The organism is Pseudomonas sp. PvP025 (assembly GCF_017832155.1).
Lineage (GTDB): Bacteria > Pseudomonadota > Gammaproteobacteria > Pseudomonadales > Pseudomonadaceae > Aquipseudomonas.
In genome coordinates, this window is record NZ_JAFIBJ010000001.1 from 3,856,336 (window position 1) to 3,881,307 (window position 24,972).

Sequence of the window (24,972 nt, forward strand, 5' to 3'; positions counted from 1 at the left end):
GACCGGCGGCCTTAAAGAATGCGTGCCCGGCCAGCCTGCTGTTCGGCTCAAGGCAGCTGCCACCCTAAACCAGCGGCTGGTGATGTTTCAATATATTTGACATAACGCCGGAAAACGCCCTTGCGATGTTCATTTTAATAAACATAGACTTTGGGCTCTCCTACCGCAGGCCAGACGGGACACGCACATGAGCATCCAGGATATCGTCGACTTCAGCCAAGCCAGCACCGCCCCCGAACGCTATCGCCCTGCCGCCGAAAAAATCCTCAAAGGCGATCCCGAACAGACTCTCTACAACCACTACAACAGTCCGTGCGGCCAGATGAGCGCCGGGGTGTGGGAAGGTGAAGTCGGGCAGTGGAAGGTCAACTACACCGAGCACGAGTACTGCGAGATTGTGCAGGGTGTGTCGGTATTGCGCGATGGCGACGGCAACGCCAAAACCCTGCGCGCCGGCGACCGCTTCGTCATACCGGCCGGATTCAGCGGCACCTGGGAAGTGCTGGAGGCGTGCCGCAAGATCTACGTGGTGTTCGAACAGAAAGCCTGATCAGGCAAATCCCAGGCAAAAAAAAGCCCGACTCGTGAGAGACGGGCTTTTTTCACAAGGAGGAAAACCAATTACTTGATTTTGCCTTCTTTGTAGATCACGTGCTTGCGAACGCGCGGGTCGAACATTTTCTTTTCGAGCTTGTCCGGGGTAGTACGCTTGTTCTTGTCGGTAGTGTAGAAGTGACCAGTACCGGCGCTAGAGATCATTCGAATCAATTCACGCATGATAGAGCTCCTTAGATCTTGCCGGCGGCGCGGATTTCGGCCAGCACGACAGTGATGCCACGCTTGTCGATGATACGCATGCCTTTGGCAGATACACGCAGGCGAACAAAACGTTTCTCTTCTTCAACCCAGAAGCGGTGATGCTGCAGGTTCGGCAGGAAACGACGACGGGTTTTGTTATTTGCGTGGGAAATGTTATTCCCAGTCACCGGACCCTTACCGGTAACTTGACAGACTCTCGACATGCCTCAGCCCTCTAAAACCACATGCCCAACCCGGCATGGGTTGGCCGCTTAATCTCTCAGTCATTTGGCGCCAGGCGCCGCGTTTCTTTAAGGGTCTTACCGGCTACACCTACAGTGAAGGAACCGGGCCCCTAGAAAAGAGCGCTGCTTTATACCAGAAAGACCCTGGCGCAACAACAGCCCGTATGTTTTTACCGGAGTAAATCTGCGCCGTTGTCGCCTGAACCGTTGCCAGGAGGGGCCGCTGTCACAGCCGACCGCTCGTCGCACAGAATGATTTTCAGCGCTCGCGCGCACCGCAAAGGGCAGCGCGAAACCGTCTGAGGCGCCATCAAAACAGCATTTGCGGCAAAAGCACAGGCAAAAATGGGCTAGTCATTTATTCATCAGACCACTACGGTAGGACTTTTCCAGACTGCACTCGCAGATGGGCCTTCGATCTGCAAAGGAAACCGACTATGCGCCTCGCTGCCCTACCGCTCCTGCTAGCCCCTTTCTTCATCGCCCCGCTGGCGTCTGCTGCCACCAACCTGAGCGTATGCACCGAGGCCAGTCCCGAAGGGTTCGATGTGGTGCAGTACAACTCGCTGACAACCACCAATGCCTCGGCCGATGTGCTGATGAACCGCCTGGTGGACTATGACGCAGCCAGCGGCAAGCTGGTGCCGAGCCTGGCGGACAGCTGGGACGTCTCGCCGGACGGCCTGACCTACACCTTCAAGCTGCACCCTGACGTGAAATTCCATCGCACCGCATATTTCACGCCGAGCCGCACCCTCACGGCGGAAGACGTGCGCTTCAGCTTCGAACGCATGCTCGATCCGGCCAACCCATGGCACAAGATCGCCCAGAGCGGCTTCCCCCACGCGCAATCCCTGCAGTTGCCCACGCTGGTCAAGAAGATCGATGCCCTCGACCCGCTGACGGTGCGCTTTACCCTGGATCACGCCGACTCGACCTTCCTCGCGGCGCTGAGCATGGGCTTTGCCTCGATCTACCCGGCCGAATACGCCGACAAACTGCTCAAGGCCGGCACCCCGGAGAAGCTCAACAGCCAGCCCATCGGCACCGGCCCATTCATCTTCACGCGCTTCCAGAAGGACGCCGTGGTGCGTTACAAGGCCAACCCGGAATACTTCGCCGGTAAACCGGCGGTGGACAACCTGATCTTTGCCATTACCCCGGACGCCAACGTGCGCCTGCAGAAACTGCACCGTGACGAATGCCAGATCGCCCTGTCGCCCAAGCCGCTGGATGTGGGCGAAGCCGAGAAAGACCCGGCGCTCAAGGTGGAAAAAACCGCAGCGTTCATGACCGCTTTCGTTGCCATCAACAGCCAGCATCCACCGCTGGACAAACCGGAAGTGCGCCAGGCCATCAACTTGGCCTTCGACAAGGACAGCTACCTTAAAGCGGTGTTTGAAGGCACTGCCGAAGCAGCCAACGGTCCGTTCCCGCCCAACACCTGGAGCTACGCCAAGGATTTGCCGGGTTATCCACAGGACCTCACCAAGGCCAGGGCCCTGCTGGCGCGTGCCGGGCTCAAGGACGGCTTCAAAACCACTATCTGGACGCGCCCCACCGGTAGCCTGCTGAACCCCAACCCTAATCTGGGCGCACAACTGTTGCAGGCGGACCTGGCCAAGGTCGGCATTCAGGCCGAAATCCGCATGATCGAATGGGGCGAACTGATCCGCCGCGCCAAGGCCGGTGAGCATGACCTGCTGTTCATGGGCTGGGCGGGTGACAATGGCGACCCGGATAACTTCCTGACCCCGCAATTTTCCTGCGCGGCAGTCAAATCCGGCACCAACTTCGCCCGCTATTGCGACCCTGCGCTGGACAAACTCATCAGCGCCGGCAAGACCACCAGCGAGCAAGGGGTGCGCAGCAAGCTGTATCAGCAGGCCCAGGCGCAGATCCAGCAGCAGGCGCTGTGGTTGCCGTTGGCACATCCGACAGCGTTTGCCCTGACGCGCAAGAATGTCGAGGGGTACCAGGTGAGTCCGTTTGGCCGGCAGGATTTCTCCAGGGTCAACGTCAAACCGTAATCGCTGCAGCGGGTGGCATTACATCCACCCGTACTCCGCCATCGACAGTGGATCACCGTCACCCACGATGATGTGATCCAGCACCCGCACATCCACCATTTCCAGGGCATCTTGCAAGGTCCTGGTCAATTTTCGATCAGCCGCGCTGGGCTCGACACTGCCCGAAGGATGGTTGTGGCACAGGATCAACGCCGCCGCGTTGTAGGCCAGTGCACGCTTGACCACCTGCCGGGGATAAACCTGCGCCTTGTCGATGGTGCCTTGGGACAAGGCCTCGAAACCCAGCACGCGGTGCCTTGAATCGAGAAACAGGCAGCCAAAAATCTCGTGAGGCTCATGACGCAGCAGCGCCTTGAGGTAATCACGCACGGCTTCGGGGCTTTCCAGCACCGAATAATGACGCAGACCCTCGGCCATATGGCGCCGGGCGATTTCCAGCACCGCCTGCAATTGGGCGTATTTTGCCGGGCCCAGGCCCAATTGCTGATTAAACAGGGTCTGACTGGCCTCCAGCAGCGGGCGCAGACCGCCAAAGCGCGTCAACAAATGGCGCGCCAGGTCCACCGCGCTCAGGCCGCAAACCCCGGTACGCAGGAAGATTGCCAGCAATTCGGCGTCGGACAGGCTCGCCGCGCCCCATTCCAGAAGCCTCTCTCGCGGCCGTTCAGCGGCTGGCCAATCGCGAATACTCATGTCACGTCCCTCTCCATATGCACCCTGCGCGCCGCTGTTGCCAGGCGGGCGCTGTGTTATCGTAGGCCCTCTTTTTTGCCTGCGATTTCACCTGGGGAGCAGGCATCGCAGGCGTCACTGAACTGGCTTCACTGAACTGGAAAGGCAAACCAATGCAGCGTCTGTATCGGAAACGCATCGTTCTCGGCGTCGGCGGCGGCATTGCCGCCTACAAGAGCGCAGAGCTGGTTCGCAGGCTCCTGGACCAGGGCGCCGAAGTGCGCGTGGTCATGACCCGCGGCGGCAGCGAATTCATCACGCCGCTGACCATGCAGGCCCTGTCCGGCCACCCGGTTCACCTGGACCTGCTGGACCCGGCCGCCGAAGCCGCCATGGGTCATATCGAACTGGCCAAATGGGCCGACCTGGTGCTGATCGCCCCGGCCACCGCTGACCTGATCGCCCGCCTGGCCCAGGGCATTGCCGATGACCTGCTGACCACCCTGGTACTGGCCACCGACGCCACCGTCGCCATCGCCCCGGCGATGAACCAGGCCATGTGGCGCGACCCGGCCACCCAGGCCAACACCCAACTCCTGCAAAGCCGTGGCCTGAAGGTGTTCGGCCCGGCGTCCGGCAGCCAGGCCTGCGGCGACGTCGGCATGGGCCGCATGCTCGAAGCCAACGACCTGGCGCTGTGCGCCGCCGAGTGCTTCCAGCACCTGGCCCTGACCGGCAAACACGTGCTGATCACCGCCGGCCCGACCCAGGAAAACATCGACCCGGTGCGCTACATCACCAACCATAGCTCAGGGAAAATGGGCTTTGCGCTGGCAGAAGCGGCGGTCGAGGCAGGCGCACGCGTCACCCTGATCACCGGTCCGGTGCATTTGCCGACCCCCGATCGCGTCACGCGAATCGACGTAGTCAGCGCCCGGGACATGCTGGCGGCCTGTGAAGCCGCGATTCCGTGCGACCTGTTTATCGCCTCGGCAGCGGTTGCGGATTACCGCCCGGAAGTCATCGCCCCGCAAAAGCTCAAGAAAGACCCTACGAGCGGTGACGGCCTGCTCCTGCAAATGGTGCGCAACCCGGACATCCTGGCCACCATCGCCACCCGCCCGGACCGCCCGTTCAGCGTCGGCTTCGCCGCCGAGACCGAGCACCTGCTCGACTACGCCGCTCGCAAACTGAAAGACAAAAACCTCGACCTGATCGTTGCCAATGATGTCGCCAACCCCAGCATCGGCTTCAACAGCGAGGAAAACGCCTGCAGCGTGATTGACCGCGAGCTGCATGCCACCCTTTTCGCCCAGACCAGCAAGGGCAAGATTGCCCGCCAACTGATCTCCTTTATCGCCCAACGGCTGAACCAGGTTTAATCTCCATGCACGCTTTGCAAGCCAAGATCCTCGATCCCCGCATCGGCACCGACTTCCCGCTGCCCGCCTACGCCACTCCCGGTTCAGCCGGCCTGGACCTGCGCGCCATGCTCAAGCAGGACACTGTTCTCGAGCCTGGCCAGACCATCCTGATTCCTACCGGCCTGTCGATCTACGTAGGCGACCCAGGCCTGGCCGCGCTGATCCTGCCGCGCTCGGGTCTTGGCCACAAACACGGCATCGTGCTGGGCAACCTGGTGGGCCTGATCGACTCCGACTACCAGGGCGAACTGATGGTGTCGTGCTGGAACCGCGGCCAGACCGCGTTCAACATCGCCGTGGGCGAGCGCATCGCCCAACTGGTGCTGGTACCGGTGGTGCAGGCGCAATTCGAACTGGTCGAGGAATTTGACGAAACACAACGCGGCGCAGGTGGTTTTGGGCATTCCGGCAGCCACTGACTAAGCTGAACCTGGCCGGATGCGTTTATCCGGCCAGACGCCACCGCATGGCTTTTCAGGAAGAAGAATGCGCGGTTTTAATCAGCGAGATTTTCACAGCAAAATCAAAGCATTACGCTTTAACAAGGCAGGCACCGACGCGCCGATGGCCTTTTTGCACTACGAACTCCCCGCCGAAAACGCCGTCATACCCTTCAGTTTGAGCCTGCCGGTCAGTCAGTTAAAGGCCAGCCTTGCCCCTTTCCAATGGAGATTCCCCCCGCGATGAGTACCGCACCCCGCGTCGCCCCGACCTTTCCCGACAGCATCTTCCGCGCCTACGACATTCGTGGCGTTGTGCCCAAGACCCTGACCGCCGAAACCGCCTATTGGATCGGCCGTGCCATCGGCGCCCAGAGCCTGGCCCAGGGCGAGCCGAACGTGTCGGTAGGCCGCGATGGACGCTTGTCCGGCCCGGAGCTGGTGGAGCAACTGATCCAGGGCCTGGCCGACAGCGGCTGTCATGTGAGTGACGTCGGCCTGGTGCCCACGCCAGCGCTGTACTACGCGGCCAACGTACTGGCTGGCAAATCCGGCGTGATGCTGACCGGCAGCCACAACCCGTCCGACTACAACGGCTTCAAGATTGTCATTGCCGGCGACACCCTGGCCAACGAACAGATCCAGGCCCTGCACACGCGCCTGAAGACCAATGACCTGACCAGCGGCCAGGGCAGCATCACCCGGGTCGACATCCTGCAGCGCTACTCCGATGAAATCACTCGTGACGTCAAGCTCGCACGCCGCCTCAAGGTGGTGGTGGACTGCGGCAACGGCGCGGCCGGCGTAATCGCCCCGCAACTGCTCGAAGCGCTGAACTGCGAAGTGATCCCGCTGTTCTGCGACGTCGATGGCCACTTCCCCAACCATCACCCGGACCCGGGCAAGCCTGAAAACCTGGTGGACCTGATCGCCAAGGTCAAGGAAGTCGGCGCCGATGTGGGCCTGGCCTTTGACGGTGACGGCGACCGTGTCGGTGTGGTGACTGAAACCGGTGAGATCGTGTTTCCAGACCGCCTGCTGATGCTGTTCGCCCGCGACGTGGTGGCGCGCAACCCTGGCGCCGAGATCATCTTCGACGTCAAATGCACCCGCCGCCTGACGCCGTTGATCAAGGAATACGGCGGTCGTCCGCTAATGTGGAAGACCGGTCATTCGTTGATCAAAAAGAAAATGAAGGAAACCGGCGCTCTGCTCGCCGGCGAAATGAGTGGCCATGTGTTCTTCAAGGAGCGCTGGTTCGGGTTCGACGACGGCATCTACAGCGCTGCGCGTCTGCTGGAGATCCTCAGCAAGGAAAAATCCACCTGCGAAGAGCTGTTTCAGACCTTCCCGAATGATATTTCCACGCCAGAGATCAATATCCATGTGACCGAGGAGAGCAAATTCAGCATCATTGACACATTGCACGATGCACAATGGGGCGAAGGTGCCAACCTGACCACCATTGATGGTGTGCGAGTCGATTACGCCAAAGGCTGGGGCCTGGTTCGCGCGTCCAACACCACGCCGGTGCTGGTCCTGCGTTTCGAGGCGGATACCGAGGCTGAGTTGCAGCGCATCAAGGACGTGTTCCACGCCCAGTTGAAACGTGTTGCCCCTGATCTCCAATTACCGTTCTGATTTTTTGCCCGGAGCCCTGAATGACCCTCGAACGCGAAGCCGCTGCCAATACCGCCAAGGTCCTGTCCGAAGCGTTGCCCTACATTCGACGCTACGTCGGCAAGACGCTGGTGATCAAATACGGCGGCAATGCCATGGAAAGCGAGGAGCTGAAAACCGGCTTTGCCCGCGACATCGTGATGATGAAGGCCGTGGGCATCAACCCGGTGGTGGTACACGGCGGCGGCCCGCAGATCGGCGACCTGCTCAAGCGCTTGTCGATCGAGAGTCATTTCATCGATGGCATGCGCGTCACTGACGCGCAGACCATGGACGTGGTGGAGATGGTCCTTGGCGGCCAGGTCAACAAGGACATCGTCAACCTGATCAACCGCCACGGCGGCAGCGCCATCGGCCTGACCGGTAAAGACGCGGAGCTGATCCGGGCAAAAAAAATGACCGTGACCCGGCAGACGCCGGAGATGACTCAGCCGGAAATCATAGACATCGGCCAGGTGGGCGAAGTGATCGGCATCAACACCGATTTGCTGAACCTGCTGGTCAAGGGCGATTTTATCCCGGTGATCGCGCCCATCGGCGTGGGCGCAAACGGTGAGTCCTACAACATCAACGCCGACCTGGTGGCGGGCAAGGTGGCTGAAGCGTTGAAGGCTGAAAAGCTGATGCTGCTGACCAACATCGCCGGCTTGATGGATAAGGAAGGCAAGGTGCTGACCGGTCTGACCACGCAACAGGTAGACGATCTGATCGCCGACGGCACCATCTACGGCGGCATGCTGCCGAAGATTCGTTGTGCGCTGGAAGCCGTGCAGGGCGGCGTTGGCAGCTCGCTGATCCTGGATGGCCGCGTGCCGAATGCGATCCTGCTGGAAATCTTCACCGATACCGGTGTGGGCACCCTGATCAGTAATCGCAAGCGTCCCTGAACAACGCCGTAATCAAAATGTGGGAGGGGGCTTGCTCCCGATGGCGATGGGTCAGTCACCGAAGATGTTGACTGATACACCGCCATCGGGAGCAAGCCCCCTCCCACATTGTCTTTCTGATACAGAGCTATCGGTGTCAGACGCCGAATTGCTCGCGGTATGCACGCACCGCCGGCAAATGCTGCTTGAGCTGCGGATCATCTTCCAGGAACTGCAACACCTGGTTCAGCGACACGATGCTCACCACCGGAATACCGAAATCGCGCTCCACTTCCTGGATGGCCGACAACTCGCCGTTGCCGCGCTCCTGGCGGTTCAGCGCGATGAGCACGCCGGCGGCTTTGGCGCCGTCCTGGGAAGCGATGATCTGCATCACTTCGCGGATTGCGGTGCCGGCGGTGATCACGTCGTCGATGATCAGCACGTCGCCGGTCAGCGGTGCGCCCACCAGGCTGCCACCTTCACCGTGGGCTTTGGCTTCCTTGCGGTTGAAACACCAAGGCAGATCCTGTCCGTGGTGTTCGGCGAGGGCCACAGCGGTCGCGGCGGCCAGGGGGATGCCCTTGTAGGCCGGGCCGAACAGCACGTCAAAGGAAATCCCGCTTTCAACGATGGCCGCCGCATAGAAACGACCCAACTGAGCCAGGGCCGAACCCGAGTTGAACAAGCCTGCATTGAAGAAGTAGGGGCTGGTGCGCCCGGACTTCAGGGTGAACTCACCGAAGCGCAAAACGCCGCGATCGATGGCAAAACGAATGAAATCGCGTTGATACGCCTGCATGAAAAAAGCCTCAGATACCACGGATTTAGCTAATTAGGTAGACGGCGTGTATCATACACGCACGCGATTTTTGGGGCCATTTATGCGGATCATCAGTGTGAACGTCAATGGTATTCAGGCTGCAGTCGAGCGTGGTTTGCTCAGTTGGCTGCAAGCACAGAATGCCGACGTCATCTGCCTGCAGGACACCCGCGCCTCCGCCTTTGAACTGGACGACCCAGCCTTCCAACTGGATGGCTACTTCCTTTATGCCTGCGATGCCGAAGTGCCCACCCAAGGTGGCGTGGCTTTGTACTCGCGGTTGCAACCCAAGGCGGTCATCAGCGGCCTGGGCTTTGAGACAGCCGACCGCTACGGGCGCTACCTGCAAGCCGATTTCGACAAGGTCAGCATCGCGACCTTGCTGCTCCCTTCGGGGCAGAACGGCGATGAAGACTTGAACCAGAAGTTCAAGCTAATGGACGATTTCGCCCGTTATCTGGATAAACAGCGACGCAAACGTCGCGAGTACATTTACTGTGGCTCGCTGTACGTGGCGCAACAGAAGCTGGATATCAAGAACTGGCGCGACAGCCAGCAATCCCCGGGTTTCCTGGCGCCGGAACGGGCCTGGATGGACGAGATTGTCGGCAACATGGGCTATGTGGATGCCCTGCGCGAAGTCAGCCGTGAAGGCGACCAGTACAGCTGGTGGCCGGATAACGAACAGGCCGAGATGCTCAACCTGGGCTGGCGTTTCGACTACCAGTTGCTGACCCCGGGGCTGCGCCGGTTCGTTCGCAGCGCACGCCTGCCCCGTCAGCCGCGCTTCTCGCAGCACGCGCCGCTGATCGTGGACTACGACTGGACCCTGACCATCTGAGGTCTTTTCCAGGCACAAAAAAACCGACATCGCTGTCGGTTTTTTTGTGGGCGCTCATTATTTGACCAGTCGCCAGGTCAAGGGATAGCGATAAGCGATGCCCTTGTTGGCCTTGATCGAACCGATGATCGTCAGCACCACGCTGGCGATGGCCAGGGCGGTCATCAGGAAAAACCCGATGACTGCAAACGCCAGCACGATGCAGACGATCCAGGCGATGGCCACGGTGATCTGGAAATTCAAGGCTTCCTTGCCCTGATCATCAATGAACGGGTCCACTTCCTTCTTCATCTGCCACAGGATCAGCGGCCCCACGACGCTGCCGAAGGGGAAAACGAACCCCAGAAACGCCGCGAGATGGCACAACATTGCTGCTTGGCGCACTTCGTACGAAGGCGTGGGCACCGGTAGTTGCTGGTCATTCATGGCGCTTCTCCTTGAGGCGGATTTCAGTCAGCCAGGGCGGCGTTCTGCAGTGCGAAAATCTCGGTCATGCCTTTCTGGGCCAGGGCCAGCATGGCATTCAGTTCGGCCGGCTGGAATGGCGCGCCTTCAGCGGTGCCCTGTACTTCGATAAAGCCACCGGTACTGGTCATCACCACGTTGAGGTCGGTCTCGGCGGCCGAGTCTTCCAGGTAGTCCAGGTCCAGCACAGGCTCGCCCTGGTACATGCCCACCGACACGGCGGCGATCATCTGCTTGAGCGGGTCACCGCCCTTGAGGCCACCGCGCTTCTTGATGACTTTGAGCGCATCCACCAGGGCCACCATGGCGCCGGTGATGGACGCGGTGCGCGTACCGCCGTCGGCCTGGATCACGTCGCAGTCGACGTACAGGGTCACATCGCCCAGCTTGGACATGTCCAGAGCCGCGCGCAGGGAGCGGCCGATCAGGCGCTGGATTTCCAGGGTACGGCCGCCCTGCTTGCCACGGCTGGCTTCACGCTGGTTACGCTCGCCGGTAGCGCGCGGCAGCATGCCGTACTCGGCGGTCAACCAGCCCTGGCCCTGGCCCTTGAGGAAACGCGGCACGCCGTTCTCGACGCTGACGGTGCAGATCACCTTGGTATCGCCAAACTCGACCAGTACGGATCCCTCGGCGTGTTTGGTGTAGTTGCGGGTGATGCGGATCGAGCGGAGCTGATCGGCAGCGCGACCACTTGGACGTTTCATAGGGAATTCCTGTACTGAGGACGAAAAACTGCCGAGCATTATAGAGCCGCGAACCGATTCGGGGCACTTCTTAAAATCCGGTTACGAATGCTCGGGTTTGGGCGCATCCGCCCCACTGCGCTACAATCCTGCGCCTTCTTAACCATCAGCCCGTGTGTGCGGGCTGCAACGCGAGGTACCTCCATGGTGCACAGCATGACCGCCTTCGCCCGCGTCGAACAAGCCGGCGCCCAGGGCACCCTGAGCTGGGAGCTGCGCTCGGTCAACAGCCGCTACCTGGAGCCGCACCTGCGTCTGCCGGAATCGTTCCGCGACCTCGAAGGCGCCGTGCGTGAAGCCCTGCGCCAGGGCATCTCCCGGGGCAAGCTGGAATGCACCCTGCGTTTTACCGAAGAAACCACCGGCAAGCCGCTGCAAGTGGACCGCGAGCGCGCCGCGCAACTGGTCGCCGCCGCCGAAACCATCGCCGGCCTGATCAAGCAGCCGGCGGCATTGAACCCGCTTGAAGTATTGGCCTGGCCCGGCGTGCTGGTGGCCGACGCCAGCGACCCGCAGGCCCTCAACGCCCAAGCCCTCGCGCTGTTCACCCAGGGCTTGAAGGAGCTCAAGGCCGGCCGCGAACGCGAAGGCGCCGAGCTGGCGCGGTTGATCAGCGAGCGCCTGACCTCCATCGAAGCCGACGTGATCATCCTGCGCGAGTTGGTGCCGCAGATGCTCGCCACCCAGCGCCAGAAGGTGCTCGACCGCTTCACCGACATGAAGGCCGACCTCGACCCCGTGCGCCTGGAGCAGGAAATGGTGCTGCTGGCGCAGAAAAGCGACGTCGCCGAAGAACTCGACCGTCTCAGCACCCACATCCTCGAAGTGCGCCGCGTGCTCAAGTCCGGCGGCGCCGCCGGTCGGCGCCTGGACTTCCTGATGCAGGAACTCAACCGCGAAGCCAATACACTCGGCTCCAAGGCGTTTGACCCGCGCAGCACCACCGCCGCGGTCAACCTCAAAGTGTTGATCGAGCAGATGCGCGAACAAGTACAGAATATTGAGTAAGGCAACCTTCATGACCCACAGCACCGGCACCCTTTACATCATTTCCGCGCCTTCGGGCGCGGGCAAGAGCAGCCTGGTCAAAGCCTTGACCGACGCTGACCAGCAGATCCGCATTTCGGTCTCGCACACCACCCGCGCCATGCGCCCGGGCGAAGTGAACGGCGTGCACTATCACTTCGTCGAGCGTACCGAGTTCGTCAGGATGATCGAACACGGCGACTTTCTGGAGCGCGCCGAAGTGTTCGGCAACCTCTACGGCACCTCGCAAAGTCACCTGCAGCAGACCCTGGACGAAGGCCATGACCTGATCCTGGAAATCGACTGGCAGGGCGCCGAGCAAGTACGCCAATTGATGCCCAAGGCACGTTCGATCTTCATTCTGCCGCCCTCGCTCGAAGCCTTGCACCAGCGCCTGACCAACCGTGGCCAGGACAGCGACGCGATCATCGAAGGCCGCATGCGCGAAGCCGTCAGCGAAATGAGCCACTACGTCGACTACGACTACCTGATCATCAATGACGATTTTGCCCACGCGCTGGACGACTTGAAGGCGATTTTCCGTGCCAATCAGCTCCAGCAAAAGCGCCAGCAGCAACGTTTCGGCAAGTTACTGGCCGAACTGCTCGGCTGATTGACGCTTCCCAAAACCGCCGCAAGGGCCTTACATTGGCACTTGCAGCGGTTTTGCGAAGGTGTCGCGAAAATCAGCGCTTCCCTAAACGCTGGTGTTTTTTTAAACTGCTCAGTCCGCTCGCCCAGCCGGGCAGCGCGCATCTTGCATTCGCTCCGAGGAATACCATGGCCCGCGTAACCGTTGAAGACTGCCTAGAACACGTGGATAACCGTTTTGAGCTGGTCATGCTCTCTACCAAGCGTGCCCGTCAACTGGCCACTGGCGGCAAAGAGCCTCTGGTCCAGTGGGAAAACGACAAGCCCACCGTTGTAGCCCTGCGCGAAATCGCCGAAGGCCTGATGAGCTACGAGTTCATCGCCAACGCCGAAATCGTTGAAGACGAACCGCTGTTCGCAGCGTTCGAGGACGAGTCCAACGAGGCCGTCTAAGCCTATGCCTGGTCGACGTAGCACGGCGCGGGGTCACAGCCTTCGGCAGGAGTTCACACTTTGCCGAGCATAGACGCCCTCGCCGATCGCTTATCGGCCTACCTCGGCCCAGACCAGGTCAACCTGGTCCGCCGAGCGTATTTCTACGCCGAACAAGCCCACGACGGCCAACGCCGCCGAAGCGGTGAGGCGTATGTCACGCATCCTCTTGCGGTGGCCAATATTCTTGCCGACATGCACATGGACCATCAGAGCCTGATGGCCGCGATGCTGCATGACGTGATCGAAGACACCGGCATCGCCAAGGAAGCGCTCAGCGCACAATTTGGCGAAACCGTGGCCGAACTGGTCGACGGGGTCAGCAAACTGACCCAGATGAACTTCGAGACCAAGGCCGAAGCCCAGGCAGAAAACTTCCAGAAAATGGCCATGGCCATGGCACGGGATATCCGTGTGATTCTGGTCAAGCTGGCCGACCGGCTGCACAACATGCGCACGCTGGAAGTGCTGTCCGGCGAAAAACGCCGACGCATCGCCAAGGAAACCCTGGAAATCTACGCGCCCATCGCCAACCGGCTGGGCATGCATGCCATTCGTATCGAATTCGAAGACCTCGGCTTCAAGGCCATGCACCCAATGCGCTCGGCGCGCATCTACCAGGCGGTCAAGCGCGCGCGCGGCAACCGCAAGGAAATCGTCAACAAGATCGAAGAGTCCCTCAGCCATTGCCTGGCAATCGACGAAATTGAGGGCGAGGTAAGCGGGCGGCAAAAGCACATCTATGGCATCTACAAGAAGATGCGCGGCAAGCGTCGGGCCTTCAACGAGATCATGGACGTGTACGCGTTCCGCATCATCGTTGACAAGGTCGACACCTGCTACCGCGTGCTCGGCGCTGTACATAATTTGTACAAACCCCTGCCGGGCCGCTTCAAGGACTACATCGCAATTCCCAAGGCCAACGGCTACCAATCGCTGCATACCACGTTGTTCGGTATGCATGGCGTGCCGATCGAGATCCAGATCCGCACCCGCGAAATGGAAGAAATGGCCAATAACGGCATCGCCGCCCACTGGCTGTACAAATCCAGCGGCGACGAGCAGCCCAAAGGCACCCATGCCCGCGCCCGCCAGTGGGTCAAGGGCGTGCTCGAAATGCAGCAACGGGCCGGCAACTCCCTGGAATTCATCGAAAGCGTGAAGATCGACCTGTTCCCGGACGAGGTCTACGTGTTCACGCCCAAAGGCCGCATCATGGAGCTGCCCAAAGGCTCCACGGCGGTCGATTTTGCCTACGCGGTGCACACCGACGTCGGCAACAGTTGCATTGCCTGTCGGATCAATCGCCGTCTCGCGCCGCTGTCCGAGCCGCTGCAAAGTGGCTCCACGGTGGAGATCGTCAGCGCACCGGGCGCCCGCCCGAACCCCGCCTGGCTCAATTTCGTGGTCACCGGCAAGGCACGCACGCACATCCGCCATGCGCTGAAACTGCAGCGCCGTTCCGAATCGATCAGCCTGGGCGAACGCTTGCTGAACAAGGTGCTAAACGGTTTCGACAGTGCTCTGGACAAGATCGCGCAGGAGCGTGTGAAAGCGATGCTCCACGAGTATCGCCAGGAAACCATCGAAGACCTGCTGGAAGACATCGGCCTGGGCAATCGCATGGCCTATGTGGTGGCGCGTCGCTTGCTCGGCGAAGGCGAACAACTGCCGAGTCCGGAAGGCCCGCTGGCGATTCGCGGCACCGAGGGCCTGGTGCTCAGCTATGCCAAGTGCTGCACACCGATCCCCGGCGACCCGATTGTCGGGCATCTGTCGGCAGGCAAGGGCATGGTGGTGCACCTGGACAACTGCCGCAACATCACCGAAATCCGCCACAACCCGGAAAAATGCATCCAGCTCTCGTGGGCCAAGGATGTCACCGGCGAATTCAACGTCGAGTTGCGCGTGGAGCTGGAACACCAGCGTGGCCTGATCGCCCTGCTGGCCAGCAGCGTCAACGCGGCCGACGGCAATATCGAAAAAATCAGCATGGACGAGCGCGATGGCCGCATCAGCGTGGTCCAGCTGGTGGTCAGCGTGCACGACCGCGTGCACCTGGCCCGCGTGATCAAAAAGCTGCGCGCTTTGATCGGGGTTATCCGCATCACCCGTATGCGTGCCTAACCCACCTCTAACAAGGAGTCACACATGACCAAGACCGTAATCACCAGCGACAAAGCCCCGGCCGCCATCGGTACCTACTCCCAGGCGATCAAGGCGGGCAATACCGTCTACATGTCGGGTCAGATCCCGCTGGACCCAAAGACCATGGAACTGGTTGAAGGCTTCGAAGCACAGACCGTACAGGTGTTCGAAAACCTCAAGTCCGTGGCCGAAGCTGCAGGCGGTTCGTTCAAGGACATCGTCAAACTGAACATCTTCCTTACCGACCTGAGCCACTTCGCCAAGGTCAACGAGATCATGGGCAAATATTTCGAACAGCCCTACCCGGCACGCGCGGCCATCGGCGTTGCTGCTCTGCCAAAGGGCGCACAGGTCGAAATGGACGCGATCCTGGTCATCGAATAAAACACCCGGCGCAGCCTTCTCAAGAGGCCGCGCCGACTTTGTTTCAGAAGGATTTCATGATGCGCAAAGCGCTTGTAGCCTCTTCGTTGCTCGCCCTGTTGCTCGGCGGCTGTGCCAGCAACCCTGCCGACCGGGATGTAAGCGGCACCTGGATCAATCAGGTCGCCATCGACGCGGCAGCCAAGGGCGGTCCTTTGCGTGAAGCATTGCAACGCTTTGGCCCGAACCTCGAATGGGAGGTCAACACCAAGGCCGCGCAGGCGCGTTATTACAATGGCTTTGAAGTGGCCGAAGGCAAGCTGACCGGCGAGAAATCCGGCGCCTGGAGCGTGGACTTCTACGGCAGCTCCGCCACCGAACTCAAGCGCAAAGGCCGGCAACTGCTGCAAGTGGCCAACGACAACGAGCCCGAGCAGCTGTTTGCCCGCGCCAAGGACCCTGCGCCGGAAGGCGCGCCACTGGGCGCCAACTTCGAACGCGCCCTGTACGGGGCCTATATGGGCGGCGACTGGAAAATCACCGACGGCTTCGGCGACGGCGCCACGGTGCAGTTCCAGGCGGACGGCAAGGTCGCCGGCTTGCCCGGCGTAGATCGCTACTCGCTGTGCCTGGCAGGCGACTGCGCCTCGATGAGCGACGGCTACGACAGCATCTGGCTACAACTGAACGGCCAGGGCAACCCGTGGATTTTTGCGCGCAAGGGCAAGCAGCTGGAGATTTTTCAGGCGGTGAATACTGCACAGGCGGACGAAGTGCCGTCGTTTAGCCCTGGCCCTCGTCAATGGTTGCTTGAAAAGTAACAAGCACCAAAGCTCGGATCAACATGTGGGAGGGGGCTTGCTCCCGATAGCGGTGTATCAGTCACAGATGGTTTGACTGACACACTGCCATCGGGAGCACGCCCCCCGTCCACATTTTTTGACCGTGTTTTTCAGCCTTTGAGGATCGCGGCATAACCTTCACGATAAGTCGGGTAGGTCGGCTCCCATCCCAACGCCTTGACCCGCTTATTGCTGCACCGCTTGCTGCCCGCGCGCCGCACACTGGCGTCCTCGGACCACTCGGTCACTCCCAGATACTCACGCAACCAGCCCACCACATCGGCCAGCGGCGCAGGCTCGTTGTCCACGCCGATATAGACCTTGTCCAGCGAACCGCCCTGCTCCACATGGCGCAATAAAAACGCCAGCAAACCGGCCGCGTCGTCCGCGTGGATGCGGTTGCCATATAAAGGTGGATCGGTCGCCACGCGATAACCTTTGCGCACCTGAGTCAGCAGCCACTCACGGCCCGGGCCATAAATGCCGGTCAAGCGCACGACGCTCGCCGGGATGGCGCTGTTGAGTGCCACCTGCTCGGCTTCCAGCATCACCTGACCGGAATAGCCCTGCGCCTGGGTGTCGGACGTTTCGTCGACCCACTCACCATGCTGCTGACCGTAAACGCTGCTGCTGGAGACAAACAGCAGATGCCTGGGCTGCTGGCCATAGTCATCCAGCCACTCCAGCACATGCTGCAAACCGTGCACGTAAGCCGCACGATAGCCGGCCTCGTCGTGGTCGGTCGCGGCGGCGCAGTACACCAGGTAATCCACCCCGCCAATCGGCCAGGTGTCCGGACAATCCTTTTTGAACAGATCGCCGGCGATGCCAATGACGCCCTCGGGCAGGCGCGAAATATCGCGCCGCAGGCCATGAACCTCCCATCCCGAGGCCAGCAATTGGCTAGCCAGCCGACTACCCACATCGCCGCAACCGGCAATCACAACAGAAGGCGCAGACATCACAAAACTCCATTCTCAAAGGCGCAGGTTAGCTGCGCTCGGGGTTCAGCGGCCAGTAAAAATAGAAATAAAGTAACACTGGCACTTTAGTTAACAAGAATTACTTGCAATAATGACCGCCCATTTGTCCTCGGCCCGCGACGGGTCTGGAAGGACGATCACTCCATTTTTTCTTCTCATCAGGTCCGGCCAGCATGACACGTATTACAACCCCCGCTTCGCCAACCAAGCTGCACAGCCCATCCCGCGCCTGGCGCGCGATTGCTGCGTTGCTGTTCAGCGTAATGCTGGCACCGACCGCCGCATTCGCTGATGCCAGCGCTCCCGCAGCGCCCGCCGCTGCCGAGCAAAATGCCGCGAACCCGGCCGCACCCGCCGTCGCGCCGGCAGCAACCGACCCTGCTGCGCCAGCCCCCGCCGATGGCACCGGCGTCGTACTGGAAGAAGACAACACCCTGGGCATGGCCCACGACCTGTCCCCATGGGGCATGTACCAGAACGCCGACGTAGTGGTGAAGGCCGTGATGATCGGCCTGGCCATCGCCTCCATCATTACCTGGACCATCTGGATCGCCAAAGGCTTCGAGCTGCTGGGTGCCAAACGTCGTCTGCGCACTGAAATCGTCCACCTGAAAAAAGCCACCACCCTCAAGGAAGCCAGTGAAACGGCGACCAGGAAGGGCACCCTGGCCAACACGCTGGTGCACGACGCGCTCGAAGAAATGCGCCTGTCAGCCAACGCCCGCGAAAAAGAAGGCATCAAGGAACGCGTGGCCTTCCGCCTCGAGCGCCTGGTAGCCGCCTGCGGCCGCAACATGAGCAGCGGCACCGGCGTGCTGGCGACCATCGGTTCCACCGCGCCCTTCGTCGGCCTGTTCGGCACCGTGTGGGGCATCATGAACAGCTTCATCGGCATCGCCAAAACCCAGACCACCAACCTCGCCGTCGTTGCCCCCGGCATCGCCGAAGCCCTTCTGGCCACGGCCCTGGGCCTGGTTGCGGCAATCCCTGCGGTGGTGATCTACAACGTCTTCGCCCGTTCGATTGCCGGCTACAAGGCCCAGGTATCGGACGCATCGGCAGAAGTCCTGCTGCTGGTCAGCCGCGACCTCGATCACCTGCCTCCCGAGCGCAGCTCGCAACCGCAGATGGTAAAAGTGGGGTAATCGGCCATGGGCCTGCATTTGAATCAAGGCGACGACGAGCTCGTCGAAAACCACGAAATCAACGTCACGCCGTTTATCGACGTGATGCTGGTGCTGCTGATCATCTTCATGGTCGCGGCGCCTCTGGCCACCGTGGATATCAAGGTTGACCTGCCCGCGTCCAGCGCCAAGCCGGCACCGCGTCCGGAGAAGCCGATTTTCCTCAGCGTCAAGGCAGACCAGCGTCTGTTTCTGGGCGAAGAAGAGGTCAAGCCTGAGTCCCTGGGACCGGTGCTCGACGCCAAGACCCAGGGCAAGAAAGACACGACGATCTTCTTCCAGGCCGACAAGGGCGTGGACTACGGCGACTTGATGAGCGTGATGGATGCCCTGCGGGCAGCCGGCTACCTCAAGGTAGGTCTGGTCGGACTTGAGACGGCAGCCAAAAAATGATCACGACGCGCCACAAACTGACGCGTTATGGCACCAGCCTCGCCGTCGTACTGGGCGTGCATGCCGTCGCGATTGCCATCGCGCTCCATTGGTCGGCCCCGCGTACGGTAGTGCTGCCGCCAGCAGCCATGGTCATCGACCTGGCGCCTGCGCCTGCGCCGCCGCCACCACCGGCACCGCCAAAAGTGGTAACGCCGCCACCGGCACCGGTGGAAGAACCGCCGCTGCCGAAACTGGCCGAAGCGCCCAAGCCGACCATCCAGGTGCCCAAGCCGGTCAAGCCCAAACCCAAACCGCAGCCGCCCAAGCCGGTGGAGAAAAAGCCCGAGCCGCCCAAGGAGAAACCTTCCGATCAGCCGCCGAGTGACGCGCCGCAGAACAACGCCCCGGTTGAAAAATCGGCGCAGCCGACACCCGGCCCATCGCCGCAACAGTTGGCGGCCAAGGCTTCCTGGGAAGGCACGCTGCTCGCGCATTTGCAGAAGTACAAGAAGTACCCGCCAGGCGCCCAGGCCCGTGGCAAGGAAGGCCTGAACCGCTTGCGCTTCGTGGTCGATGGCGAAGGCAACGTGCTGTCCTATGAGTTGGTAGGCCGCTCCGGCAACGCCGACCTGGACCGCGCGACCCTGGACATGATCCGTCGTGCCCAGCCGCTGCCCAAACCGCCGGCCGACATGCTGAAAGGCGGTAGCGTCGAAATCGTCGCGCCGTTTGTTTACAACATCGAAAAGCGTCGCCGGTAAGCGATGCTGTTTTGGGAGGGGGCTTGCTCCCTCCCAGATTGTTTTTCAGCACATCTCTGACAGTCCTCGCTCAATCCCCAACAAACTTCTGATAACGTGCGTCTATCGATTGCAGTCGGTATGCTTGGCCCGCAACTTCATGGACGCCCGCTATGACTCTTACAGAATTACGCTACATCGTGACCCTCGCCCAGGAGCAACACTTCGGCCATGCGGCCGAGCGTTGCCACGTCAGCCAGCCGACGCTGTCGGTGGGCGTGAAAAAGCTTGAAGACGAACTCGGTGTGCTGATTTTCGAGCGCAGCAAAAGCGCCGTGCGCCTCACGCCGGTAGGCGAAGGCATCGTCGCCCAGGCCCAGAAGGTGCTGGAGCAGGCGCAAAGCATTCGCGAACTGGCCCAGGCCGGCAAGAACCAGCTGACCGCACCGCTCAAGGTCGGCGCCATCTACACCGTCGGCCCGTACCTGTTCCCCCACCTGATTCCGCAACTGCACCGCGTCGCGCCGCAGATGCCGCTGTACATCGAAGAAAACTTCACCCACGTGCTGCGCGACAAACTGCGCAACGGCGAGCTGGACGCGATCATCATCGCCCTGCCGTTCAATGAAGCCGATGTACTGACCCTGCCGCTCTACGACGAGCCGTTCTACGTGCTGATGCCGGCTTCCCACCCCTGGACGCAGAAGGCCACCATCGATGCCGGCCTGCTCAACGACAAGAGCCTGCTGCTGCTCGGCGAAGGCCACTGCTTCCGCGATCAGGTGCTCGAAGCCTGCCCGACCCTGACCAAGGGCAACGACGGCGCCAAGCACACCACCGTTGAATCCAGCTCCCTGGAGACCATTCGCCATATGGTTGCGTCCGGCCTGGGTATCTCGATCCTGCCGCTGTCGGCGGTGGACAGCCATCACTACGCCCCCGGCGTGATCGAAGTGCGTCCACTCACGCCGCCGGTGCCGTTCCGCACCGTGGCGATCGCCTGGCGTGCCAGCTTCCCACGGCCAAAAGCCATTGAGATCCTCGCCGACTCGATCCGCCTGTGTTCGGTGGCCAAGCCGCCCGCTGCGAGCTAAGCAGACGTATGACTGAGCTGTCGCAGGTGTCGGTGACGGCACTCAAGGGTGTCGGTGAGGCCATGGCCGAGAAACTGGCCAAGGTCGGCCTGGAAAACCTCCAGGATGTGCTGTTCCACCTGCCCCTGCGTTATCAGGACCGCACCCGCGTCGTGCCCATCGGCCACCTGCGCCCCGGGCAGGACGCGGTGGTCGAAGGCACCGTCAGCGGCGCCGATGTGGTGATGGGCAAGCGCCGCAGTCTGGTGGTGCGCCTGCAGGACGGCACTGGCGGCCTGAGCCTGCGCTTCTATCACTTCAGCAATGCACAAAAGGAAGGCCTCAAGCGCGGCACCCGCGTGCGCTGCTACGGCGAAGCGCGCCCTGGCGCCTCCGGGCTGGAAATCTATCACCCGGAATACCGCGCCATTACCGGCGACGAACCACCGCCGGTGGACACCACCCTCACGCCCATCTACCCGCTCACCGAAGGCCTCACCCAACAGCGCCTGCGCCAGTTGTGCATGCAGACGCTGACGATGCTAGGTCCCCAGAGCCTGCCCGACTGGCTGCCCCTGGAGCTGGCCCGCGACTATCAACTGGCGCCATTGGCCGATGCGATTCGCTACCTGCATCACCCACCGGCCGATGCCGATGTCGACGAACTCGCCCTCGGCCACCACTGGGCCCAGCATCGCCTGGCCTTTGAAGAACTGCTGACCCACCAACTGTCCCAGCAACGCCTGCGCGAAAGCATGCGCTCCCTGCGCGCGCCAGCGATGCCCAAGGCCACGCGTCTGCCTGCGCAATACCTGGCCAACCTGGGCTTTGCGCCGACCGGTGCGCAACAGCGCGTGGGCAATGAAATCGCCTACGACCTCAGCCAGCACGAACCCATGCTGCGCCTGATCCAGGGTGACGTGGGCGCGGGCAAAACCGTGGTTGCCGCCCTCGCCGCCCTGCAGGCGCTGGAAGCCGGTTATCAGGTGGCGCTGATGGCGCCCACCGAGATCCTCGCCGAACAACACTTCATTACCTTCAAGCGCTGGCTCGAACCCCTGGGCCTGGAAGTTGCCTGGCTGGCCGGCAAGCTCAAGGGCAAGGTGCGCGCAGCCGCGCTGGAGCAGATTGCCAATGGCGCCCCGATGGTGGTCGGCACCCACGCGCTGTTCCAGGACGAAGTGCAGTTCAAGAACCTCGCCCTGGTGATCATCGACGAACAACACCGCTTCGGCGTGCAGCAACGCCTGGCACTGCGTCAGAAAGGCGTGGGCGGGCGCATGAACCCGCACCAGTTGATCATGACCGCCACGCCGATTCCACGCACGCTGGCCATGAGCGCCTACGCCGACCTCGACACCTCGATCCTCGACGAACTGCCGCCCGGCCGTACGCCGGTCAACACCGTGCTGGTCACCGACACGCGGCGCGTCGAAGTGATCGAACGCGTGCGCGGCGCCTGCGCCGAAGGGCGCCAGGCCTATTGGGTGTGCACGCTGATTGAAGAGTCCGAAGAGCTGACCTGCCAGGCCGCCGAAACCACCTTCGAGGACCTCACCAGCGCCCTCGGTGAGCTCAAGGTCGGGCTGATCCACGGGCGCATGAAGCCTGTGGAAAAGGCCGCGGTCATGGCCGAGTTCAAGGCCGGCAACCTGCAACTGCTGGTCGCCACCACCGTGATCGAGGTGGGTGTGGACGTGCCTAACGCCAGCCTGATGATCATCGAAAACCCCGAGCGCCTGGGCCTGGCGCAACTGCACCAGCTGCGCGGACGCGTGGGCCGGGGCAGCGCCGCCAGCCATTGCGTGCTGCTGTACCACCCGCCGCTGTCGCAGATCGGCCGCCAGCGCCTGGGGATCATGCGCGAGACCAACGACGGTTTTGTGATTGCCGAAAAAGACCTCGAACTGCGCGGTCCCGGCGAAATGCTCGGCACCCGCCAGACCGGCCTGCTGCAATTCAAGGTCGCCGACCTGATGCGCGACGCCGACTTGCTGCCCGCCGTGCGCGATGCGGCGCAAGCGCTGCTGGAGCGCTGGCCCGAGCACGTCAGCCCGCTGCTGGATCGCTGGTTGCGGCATGGGCAGCAATACGGCCAAGTGTGACGGCTGGCGCAGTTATCCAACCCTCACCCGTAACAAGCTGGTTATACTTCGGTGACTGTACGAATTTGGATCAGGCCATGTCAGAAGTCGCCCTCGCCTCCGCCCCACTGACCGCCCCGTCGGTTATTCAGGCGCTGCTCGCAAAACTCGCCATCCCCTACACGGAAGTCGCCGAACACGCGCGCCTGAACCCAGCGCGAAAGGTCCAGGCAGTCTTGTTGGAAGACGCGGTAGGCGCCCTGATGGTGCTGTTCCCCCAGAACCAGTTGCTCGACCTCAACCGCCTCGCCGAACTCACCGGCCGGCGCCTTACGGCCGTAGCGCCGGACCGCGTCAAGCGCATGCTCAGCAAACACGACCTGAACCTGCTGCCGGGCCTGCCGCCACTGACCAGTTCGCCGTGCCTGTATGAAGGCAGCCTGCTGAATGAGCCCAGCCTGCTGGTGCATTCGGGCGAAGCCGGTCTGCTGCTGGACATCCCCACCGACGCCTTCAAGACCCTGCTGACCAAAGCCAGCGCCGCGCAGTTCGGCGAGCCGCTGCGCAATATCCGCCCCAACCTCGACCGCCCCAATGACGACCGCGAGGAAATCACCCAGGCGATGCAGGCGTTCACCGCCCGCCGTATCCAGCAACGCCTGGAAGCGACCATCGAAATCCCGCCGCTGGCCGACACCGCGCAGAAGATCATCAAGCTGCGTGTCGACCCCAATGCAACCATTGATGACATCACCGGCGTAGTCGAAACCGACCCGGCCCTGGCCGCCCAGGTCGTCAGCTGGGCCGCGTCGCCGTACTACGCCTCGCCGGGCAAGATTCGCTCGGTGGAAGACGCCATCGTGCGCGTGCTGGGCTTTGACCTGGTGATCAACCTGGCGCTGGGCCTGGCCCTGGGCAAGACCCTCAGCCTGCCCAAAGACAACCCACACCAGGCCACGCCGTACTGGCACCAGTCGATCTACACCGCCGCCGTCATCGAAGGTCTGACCCGCGCCATGCCGCGCGCCCAGCGACCGGAAGCCGGCCTGACGTATCTGGCCGGCCTGCTGCACAACTTCGGTTACCTGCTGCTGGCGCACGTGTTCCCGCCGCATTTCTCACTGATCTGCCGGCACCTGGAAGTCAACCCGCACCTGTGCCACAGCTATGTGGAGCAACACTTGCTGGGCATCAGCCGCGAACAGATCGGCGCCTGGCTGATGCGCTTCTGGGACATGCCGGACGAACTGTCCACCGCGCTGCGCTTCCAGCACGATCCAGCCTATGACGGTCAGTACGCCGAATACCCGAACCTGGTGTGCCTGGCCGTGCGCCTGCTGCGCAGCCGGGGCGTAGGCTCCGGGCCGGATGAGGCGATTCCGGATGCGCTGCTGGCACGGCTCGGGCTGAGCCGCGAAAAGGCGGAAGAGGTGGTGGGCAAGGTGCTGGATGCCGAGGTGCTGCTGCGCGAACTGGCGTCCCAGTTCAGCCAGGGATAACTCTGACGACTGTCAGACAGCTATCGCAGGCAAGCCAGCTCCTACAGTCAACCGGGTTCCAACTTTGGAATGCGGTCCCCTGTGGGAGCTGGCTTGCCTGCGATGAACTCAACTCGGTCTATCCAAAGCCCTACTTCTTTTTCTTCGGTTTCAAATACTTGGTCAGCCCCTGAAACCAGATCACCAGCGCCGGGTTGCCCTTGATCTGGATCGACTTGTCCTGAATCCCCGTCATGAACGCCAGTTGCTTGTTCTTTGCCTGCATCGTGGCGAAGCCGTAGGCGGCATCCTTGAACGCAATCGCAAACGCCGGCGCGGGGTGCACGCCCGAGCGGCTGGTGATGCGCTGGTCTTTGACGATGAAGTGACGGGCAACCTTGCCGTCGAGGGTTTGCAACTGGAAGGCCAGGTCTTTATCGCCCAGCTGTTGCTGGAAGGCAGGATTGGTGCGGCTGGCTTTGCCCATCATCAGGCCCAGCACCCACAGCAGAAGACGAAATTTCATGCACACGGCCTCGGTGTAATTATTGAGTGGCCGCAGC

General features: G+C 61.7%; 27 protein-coding genes and 1 pseudogene. 20 read left to right on the forward strand and 8 right to left on the reverse strand.

The genetic code is table 11. The features are described 5' to 3' along the window. Positions 1-187 precede the first annotated feature (187 nt). Complete coding sequence (locus tag JOE32_RS16725; protein WP_209986437.1) at positions 188-550, forward strand: cupin domain-containing protein; 363 nt, start codon at positions 188-190, stop codon at positions 548-550. Positions 551-621: 71 nt separating this feature from the next. Here the strand turns inward: JOE32_RS16725 and rpmG are convergent, their stop codons facing one another. Beyond that, positions 622-777, reverse strand: coding sequence for a 50S ribosomal protein L33 (rpmG, locus tag JOE32_RS16730; protein ID WP_003176906.1), 156 nt, complete (start codon positions 775-777; stop codon positions 622-624). Positions 778-788: 11 nt separating this feature from the next. Continuing rightward, the gene (gene rpmB / locus JOE32_RS16735; protein ID WP_003176907.1) at positions 789-1,022 is read right to left on the reverse strand and encodes a 50S ribosomal protein L28; all 234 of its coding nucleotides are present in this window, start codon (positions 1,020-1,022) and stop codon (positions 789-791) included. A 458-nt stretch (positions 1,023-1,480) separates the two neighbouring features. Between rpmB and JOE32_RS16740 the strand changes: the two genes are divergently transcribed. Next, the gene (locus tag JOE32_RS16740; protein WP_209986440.1) at positions 1,481-3,073 is read left to right on the forward strand and encodes an ABC transporter substrate-binding protein; all 1,593 of its coding nucleotides are present in this window, start codon (positions 1,481-1,483) and stop codon (positions 3,071-3,073) included. Between the two features lie 18 nt (positions 3,074-3,091). Here JOE32_RS16740 and radC read toward each other — a convergent pair whose 3' ends face one another. Next, positions 3,092-3,766 (reverse strand): DNA repair protein RadC, encoded by a 675-nt coding sequence (radC, locus tag JOE32_RS16745; protein ID WP_209986444.1) that lies wholly within the window; start codon positions 3,764-3,766, stop codon positions 3,092-3,094. A gap of 152 nt (positions 3,767-3,918) precedes the next feature. On the opposite strand from radC, the gene coaBC reads away from it, so the two are divergent. From coaBC to argB, 5 genes and pseudogenes are all read left to right on the forward strand, one after another. Then, on the forward strand, positions 3,919-5,127 hold the full coding sequence (gene coaBC / locus JOE32_RS16750) for a bifunctional phosphopantothenoylcysteine decarboxylase/phosphopantothenate--cysteine ligase CoaBC (protein WP_057006359.1): 1,209 nt from the start codon (positions 3,919-3,921) through the stop codon (positions 5,125-5,127). 5 nt (positions 5,128-5,132) lie between these two features. Further along, positions 5,133-5,588: a dUTP diphosphatase gene (dut, locus tag JOE32_RS16755; RefSeq protein ID WP_209986446.1), complete on the forward strand. Its 456-nt coding sequence runs from the start codon at positions 5,133-5,135 to the stop codon at positions 5,586-5,588. 67 nt (positions 5,589-5,655) lie between these two features. Further along, positions 5,656-5,856 carry a hypothetical protein gene (locus JOE32_RS16760; protein WP_209986449.1) on the forward strand — a complete coding sequence of 67 codons (201 nt, stop codon included), beginning with the start codon at positions 5,656-5,658 and terminating at the stop codon, positions 5,854-5,856. After that, positions 5,835-7,250 (forward strand): annotated as a pseudogene (locus JOE32_RS16765) (phosphomannomutase/phosphoglucomutase); the annotation flags it as partial. The gene JOE32_RS16760 and the pseudogene JOE32_RS16765, both read left to right, overlap by 22 nt. Before the next feature lie 20 nt (positions 7,251-7,270). Further along, positions 7,271-8,176 carry an acetylglutamate kinase gene (gene argB, locus JOE32_RS16770; protein ID WP_209986455.1) on the forward strand — a complete coding sequence of 302 codons (906 nt, stop codon included), beginning with the start codon at positions 7,271-7,273 and terminating at the stop codon, positions 8,174-8,176. A 136-nt stretch (positions 8,177-8,312) separates the two neighbouring features. Here the strand turns inward: argB and pyrE are convergent, their stop codons facing one another. Then, the gene (gene pyrE, locus JOE32_RS16775) at positions 8,313-8,957 is read right to left on the reverse strand and encodes an orotate phosphoribosyltransferase (protein ID WP_003195489.1); all 645 of its coding nucleotides are present in this window, start codon (positions 8,955-8,957) and stop codon (positions 8,313-8,315) included. Between the two features lie 82 nt (positions 8,958-9,039). Here pyrE and JOE32_RS16780 point away from each other — a divergent pair, with 82 nt between their 5' ends. Next, positions 9,040-9,819, forward strand: coding sequence for an exodeoxyribonuclease III (locus JOE32_RS16780; RefSeq protein WP_003195493.1), 780 nt, complete (start codon positions 9,040-9,042; stop codon positions 9,817-9,819). A 57-nt stretch (positions 9,820-9,876) separates the two neighbouring features. On the opposite strand, the gene JOE32_RS16785 is transcribed toward JOE32_RS16780, so the two are convergent. Both JOE32_RS16785 and rph read right to left on the reverse strand, forming a co-directional pair. Continuing rightward, positions 9,877-10,245 (reverse strand): DUF4870 domain-containing protein, encoded by a 369-nt coding sequence (locus JOE32_RS16785; protein WP_209986459.1) that lies wholly within the window; start codon positions 10,243-10,245, stop codon positions 9,877-9,879. Positions 10,246-10,268: 23 nt separating this feature from the next. Further along, entirely contained in the window at positions 10,269-10,991 is a 723-nt protein-coding gene (gene rph, locus JOE32_RS16790; protein ID WP_003176917.1) for a ribonuclease PH, read from the reverse strand. Between the two features lie 183 nt (positions 10,992-11,174). Here rph and JOE32_RS16795 point away from each other — a divergent pair, with 183 nt between their 5' ends. From JOE32_RS16795 to JOE32_RS16820, 6 genes are all read left to right on the forward strand, one after another. Continuing rightward, the gene (locus JOE32_RS16795) at positions 11,175-12,038 is read left to right on the forward strand and encodes a YicC/YloC family endoribonuclease (RefSeq protein WP_209986461.1); all 864 of its coding nucleotides are present in this window, start codon (positions 11,175-11,177) and stop codon (positions 12,036-12,038) included. A 10-nt stretch (positions 12,039-12,048) separates the two neighbouring features. Next, complete coding sequence (gene gmk / locus JOE32_RS16800) at positions 12,049-12,669, forward strand: guanylate kinase (RefSeq protein WP_209986464.1); 621 nt, start codon at positions 12,049-12,051, stop codon at positions 12,667-12,669. 167 nt (positions 12,670-12,836) lie between these two features. Further along, a complete protein-coding gene (gene rpoZ, locus JOE32_RS16805; protein ID WP_003176920.1) occupies positions 12,837-13,100 on the forward strand; it encodes a DNA-directed RNA polymerase subunit omega in 264 nt (87 codons plus the stop codon). A 60-nt stretch (positions 13,101-13,160) separates the two neighbouring features. Beyond that, a complete protein-coding gene (spoT, locus tag JOE32_RS16810; RefSeq protein WP_209986467.1) occupies positions 13,161-15,266 on the forward strand; it encodes a bifunctional GTP diphosphokinase/guanosine-3',5'-bis pyrophosphate 3'-pyrophosphohydrolase in 2,106 nt (701 codons plus the stop codon). Positions 15,267-15,290: 24 nt separating this feature from the next. After that, positions 15,291-15,671, forward strand: coding sequence for a RidA family protein (locus JOE32_RS16815; RefSeq protein ID WP_003176922.1), 381 nt, complete (start codon positions 15,291-15,293; stop codon positions 15,669-15,671). 59 nt (positions 15,672-15,730) lie between these two features. After that, a complete protein-coding gene (locus tag JOE32_RS16820; protein ID WP_209986469.1) occupies positions 15,731-16,471 on the forward strand; it encodes a hypothetical protein in 741 nt (246 codons plus the stop codon). A gap of 131 nt (positions 16,472-16,602) precedes the next feature. On the opposite strand, the gene JOE32_RS16825 is transcribed toward JOE32_RS16820, so the two are convergent. Further along, positions 16,603-17,454: an SDR family oxidoreductase gene (locus JOE32_RS16825; protein WP_209986471.1), complete on the reverse strand. Its 852-nt coding sequence runs from the start codon at positions 17,452-17,454 to the stop codon at positions 16,603-16,605. 194 nt (positions 17,455-17,648) lie between these two features. Here JOE32_RS16825 and exbB point away from each other — a divergent pair, with 194 nt between their 5' ends. From exbB to JOE32_RS16855, 6 genes are all read left to right on the forward strand, one after another. Further along, on the forward strand, positions 17,649-18,620 hold the full coding sequence (exbB, locus tag JOE32_RS16830) for a tonB-system energizer ExbB (protein WP_209986473.1): 972 nt from the start codon (positions 17,649-17,651) through the stop codon (positions 18,618-18,620). A gap of 6 nt (positions 18,621-18,626) precedes the next feature. Next, positions 18,627-19,052 (forward strand): TonB system transport protein ExbD, encoded by a 426-nt coding sequence (exbD, locus tag JOE32_RS16835; protein ID WP_003231649.1) that lies wholly within the window; start codon positions 18,627-18,629, stop codon positions 19,050-19,052. Then, the gene (locus tag JOE32_RS16840; protein ID WP_209986476.1) at positions 19,049-19,795 is read left to right on the forward strand and encodes an energy transducer TonB; all 747 of its coding nucleotides are present in this window, start codon (positions 19,049-19,051) and stop codon (positions 19,793-19,795) included. Before exbD ends, JOE32_RS16840 begins: the two co-directional genes overlap by 4 nt. 152 nt (positions 19,796-19,947) lie before the next feature. Next, a complete protein-coding gene (locus JOE32_RS16845) occupies positions 19,948-20,868 on the forward strand; it encodes a hydrogen peroxide-inducible genes activator (RefSeq protein WP_057006348.1) in 921 nt (306 codons plus the stop codon). A gap of 8 nt (positions 20,869-20,876) precedes the next feature. Beyond that, positions 20,877-22,952 carry an ATP-dependent DNA helicase RecG gene (gene recG, locus JOE32_RS16850; protein WP_209986479.1) on the forward strand — a complete coding sequence of 692 codons (2,076 nt, stop codon included), beginning with the start codon at positions 20,877-20,879 and terminating at the stop codon, positions 22,950-22,952. 77 nt (positions 22,953-23,029) lie between these two features. Further along, positions 23,030-24,430 (forward strand): aminoacyl-tRNA deacylase and HDOD domain-containing protein, encoded by a 1,401-nt coding sequence (locus JOE32_RS16855; RefSeq protein ID WP_209986482.1) that lies wholly within the window; start codon positions 23,030-23,032, stop codon positions 24,428-24,430. 130 nt (positions 24,431-24,560) lie between these two features. On the opposite strand, the gene JOE32_RS16860 is transcribed toward JOE32_RS16855, so the two are convergent. Beyond that, positions 24,561-24,935: a hypothetical protein gene (locus JOE32_RS16860; protein ID WP_003195530.1), complete on the reverse strand. Its 375-nt coding sequence runs from the start codon at positions 24,933-24,935 to the stop codon at positions 24,561-24,563. Between the last annotated feature and the right edge of the window lie 37 nt (positions 24,936-24,972).

Coding starts and splice junctions, on each gene's coding strand:
- rpmB (WP_003176907.1), bottom strand. CDS start 1,022: ATGTCGAGAGTCTGTCAAGTTACCGGTAAGGGTCCGGTGACTGGGAAT.
- coaBC (WP_057006359.1), top strand. CDS start 3,919: ATGCAGCGTCTGTATCGGAAACGCATCGTTCTCGGCGTCGGCGGCGGC.
- JOE32_RS16845 (WP_057006348.1), top strand. CDS start 19,948: ATGACTCTTACAGAATTACGCTACATCGTGACCCTCGCCCAGGAGCAA.
- JOE32_RS16780 (WP_003195493.1), top strand. CDS start 9,040: ATGCGGATCATCAGTGTGAACGTCAATGGTATTCAGGCTGCAGTCGAG.
- dut (WP_209986446.1), top strand. CDS start 5,133: ATGCACGCTTTGCAAGCCAAGATCCTCGATCCCCGCATCGGCACCGAC.
- JOE32_RS16740 (WP_209986440.1), top strand. CDS start 1,481: ATGCGCCTCGCTGCCCTACCGCTCCTGCTAGCCCCTTTCTTCATCGCC.
- JOE32_RS16820 (WP_209986469.1), top strand. CDS start 15,731: ATGCGCAAAGCGCTTGTAGCCTCTTCGTTGCTCGCCCTGTTGCTCGGC.
- argB (WP_209986455.1), top strand. CDS start 7,271: ATGACCCTCGAACGCGAAGCCGCTGCCAATACCGCCAAGGTCCTGTCC.
- rph (WP_003176917.1), bottom strand. CDS start 10,991: ATGAAACGTCCAAGTGGTCGCGCTGCCGATCAGCTCCGCTCGATCCGC.
- JOE32_RS16840 (WP_209986476.1), top strand. CDS start 19,049: ATGATCACGACGCGCCACAAACTGACGCGTTATGGCACCAGCCTCGCC.
- JOE32_RS16855 (WP_209986482.1), top strand. CDS start 23,030: ATGTCAGAAGTCGCCCTCGCCTCCGCCCCACTGACCGCCCCGTCGGTT.
- exbD (WP_003231649.1), top strand. CDS start 18,627: ATGGGCCTGCATTTGAATCAAGGCGACGACGAGCTCGTCGAAAACCAC.
- JOE32_RS16760 (WP_209986449.1), top strand. CDS start 5,656: ATGCGCGGTTTTAATCAGCGAGATTTTCACAGCAAAATCAAAGCATTA.
- JOE32_RS16725 (WP_209986437.1), top strand. CDS start 188: ATGAGCATCCAGGATATCGTCGACTTCAGCCAAGCCAGCACCGCCCCC.
- rpmG (WP_003176906.1), bottom strand. CDS start 777: ATGCGTGAATTGATTCGAATGATCTCTAGCGCCGGTACTGGTCACTTC.
- JOE32_RS16795 (WP_209986461.1), top strand. CDS start 11,175: ATGGTGCACAGCATGACCGCCTTCGCCCGCGTCGAACAAGCCGGCGCC.
- recG (WP_209986479.1), top strand. CDS start 20,877: ATGACTGAGCTGTCGCAGGTGTCGGTGACGGCACTCAAGGGTGTCGGT.
- pyrE (WP_003195489.1), bottom strand. CDS start 8,957: ATGCAGGCGTATCAACGCGATTTCATTCGTTTTGCCATCGATCGCGGC.
- exbB (WP_209986473.1), top strand. CDS start 17,649: ATGACACGTATTACAACCCCCGCTTCGCCAACCAAGCTGCACAGCCCA.
- JOE32_RS16860 (WP_003195530.1), bottom strand. CDS start 24,935: ATGAAATTTCGTCTTCTGCTGTGGGTGCTGGGCCTGATGATGGGCAAA.
- gmk (WP_209986464.1), top strand. CDS start 12,049: ATGACCCACAGCACCGGCACCCTTTACATCATTTCCGCGCCTTCGGGC.
- JOE32_RS16785 (WP_209986459.1), bottom strand. CDS start 10,245: ATGAATGACCAGCAACTACCGGTGCCCACGCCTTCGTACGAAGTGCGC.
- JOE32_RS16815 (WP_003176922.1), top strand. CDS start 15,291: ATGACCAAGACCGTAATCACCAGCGACAAAGCCCCGGCCGCCATCGGT.
- rpoZ (WP_003176920.1), top strand. CDS start 12,837: ATGGCCCGCGTAACCGTTGAAGACTGCCTAGAACACGTGGATAACCGT.
- radC (WP_209986444.1), bottom strand. CDS start 3,766: ATGAGTATTCGCGATTGGCCAGCCGCTGAACGGCCGCGAGAGAGGCTT.
- JOE32_RS16825 (WP_209986471.1), bottom strand. CDS start 17,454: ATGTCTGCGCCTTCTGTTGTGATTGCCGGTTGCGGCGATGTGGGTAGT.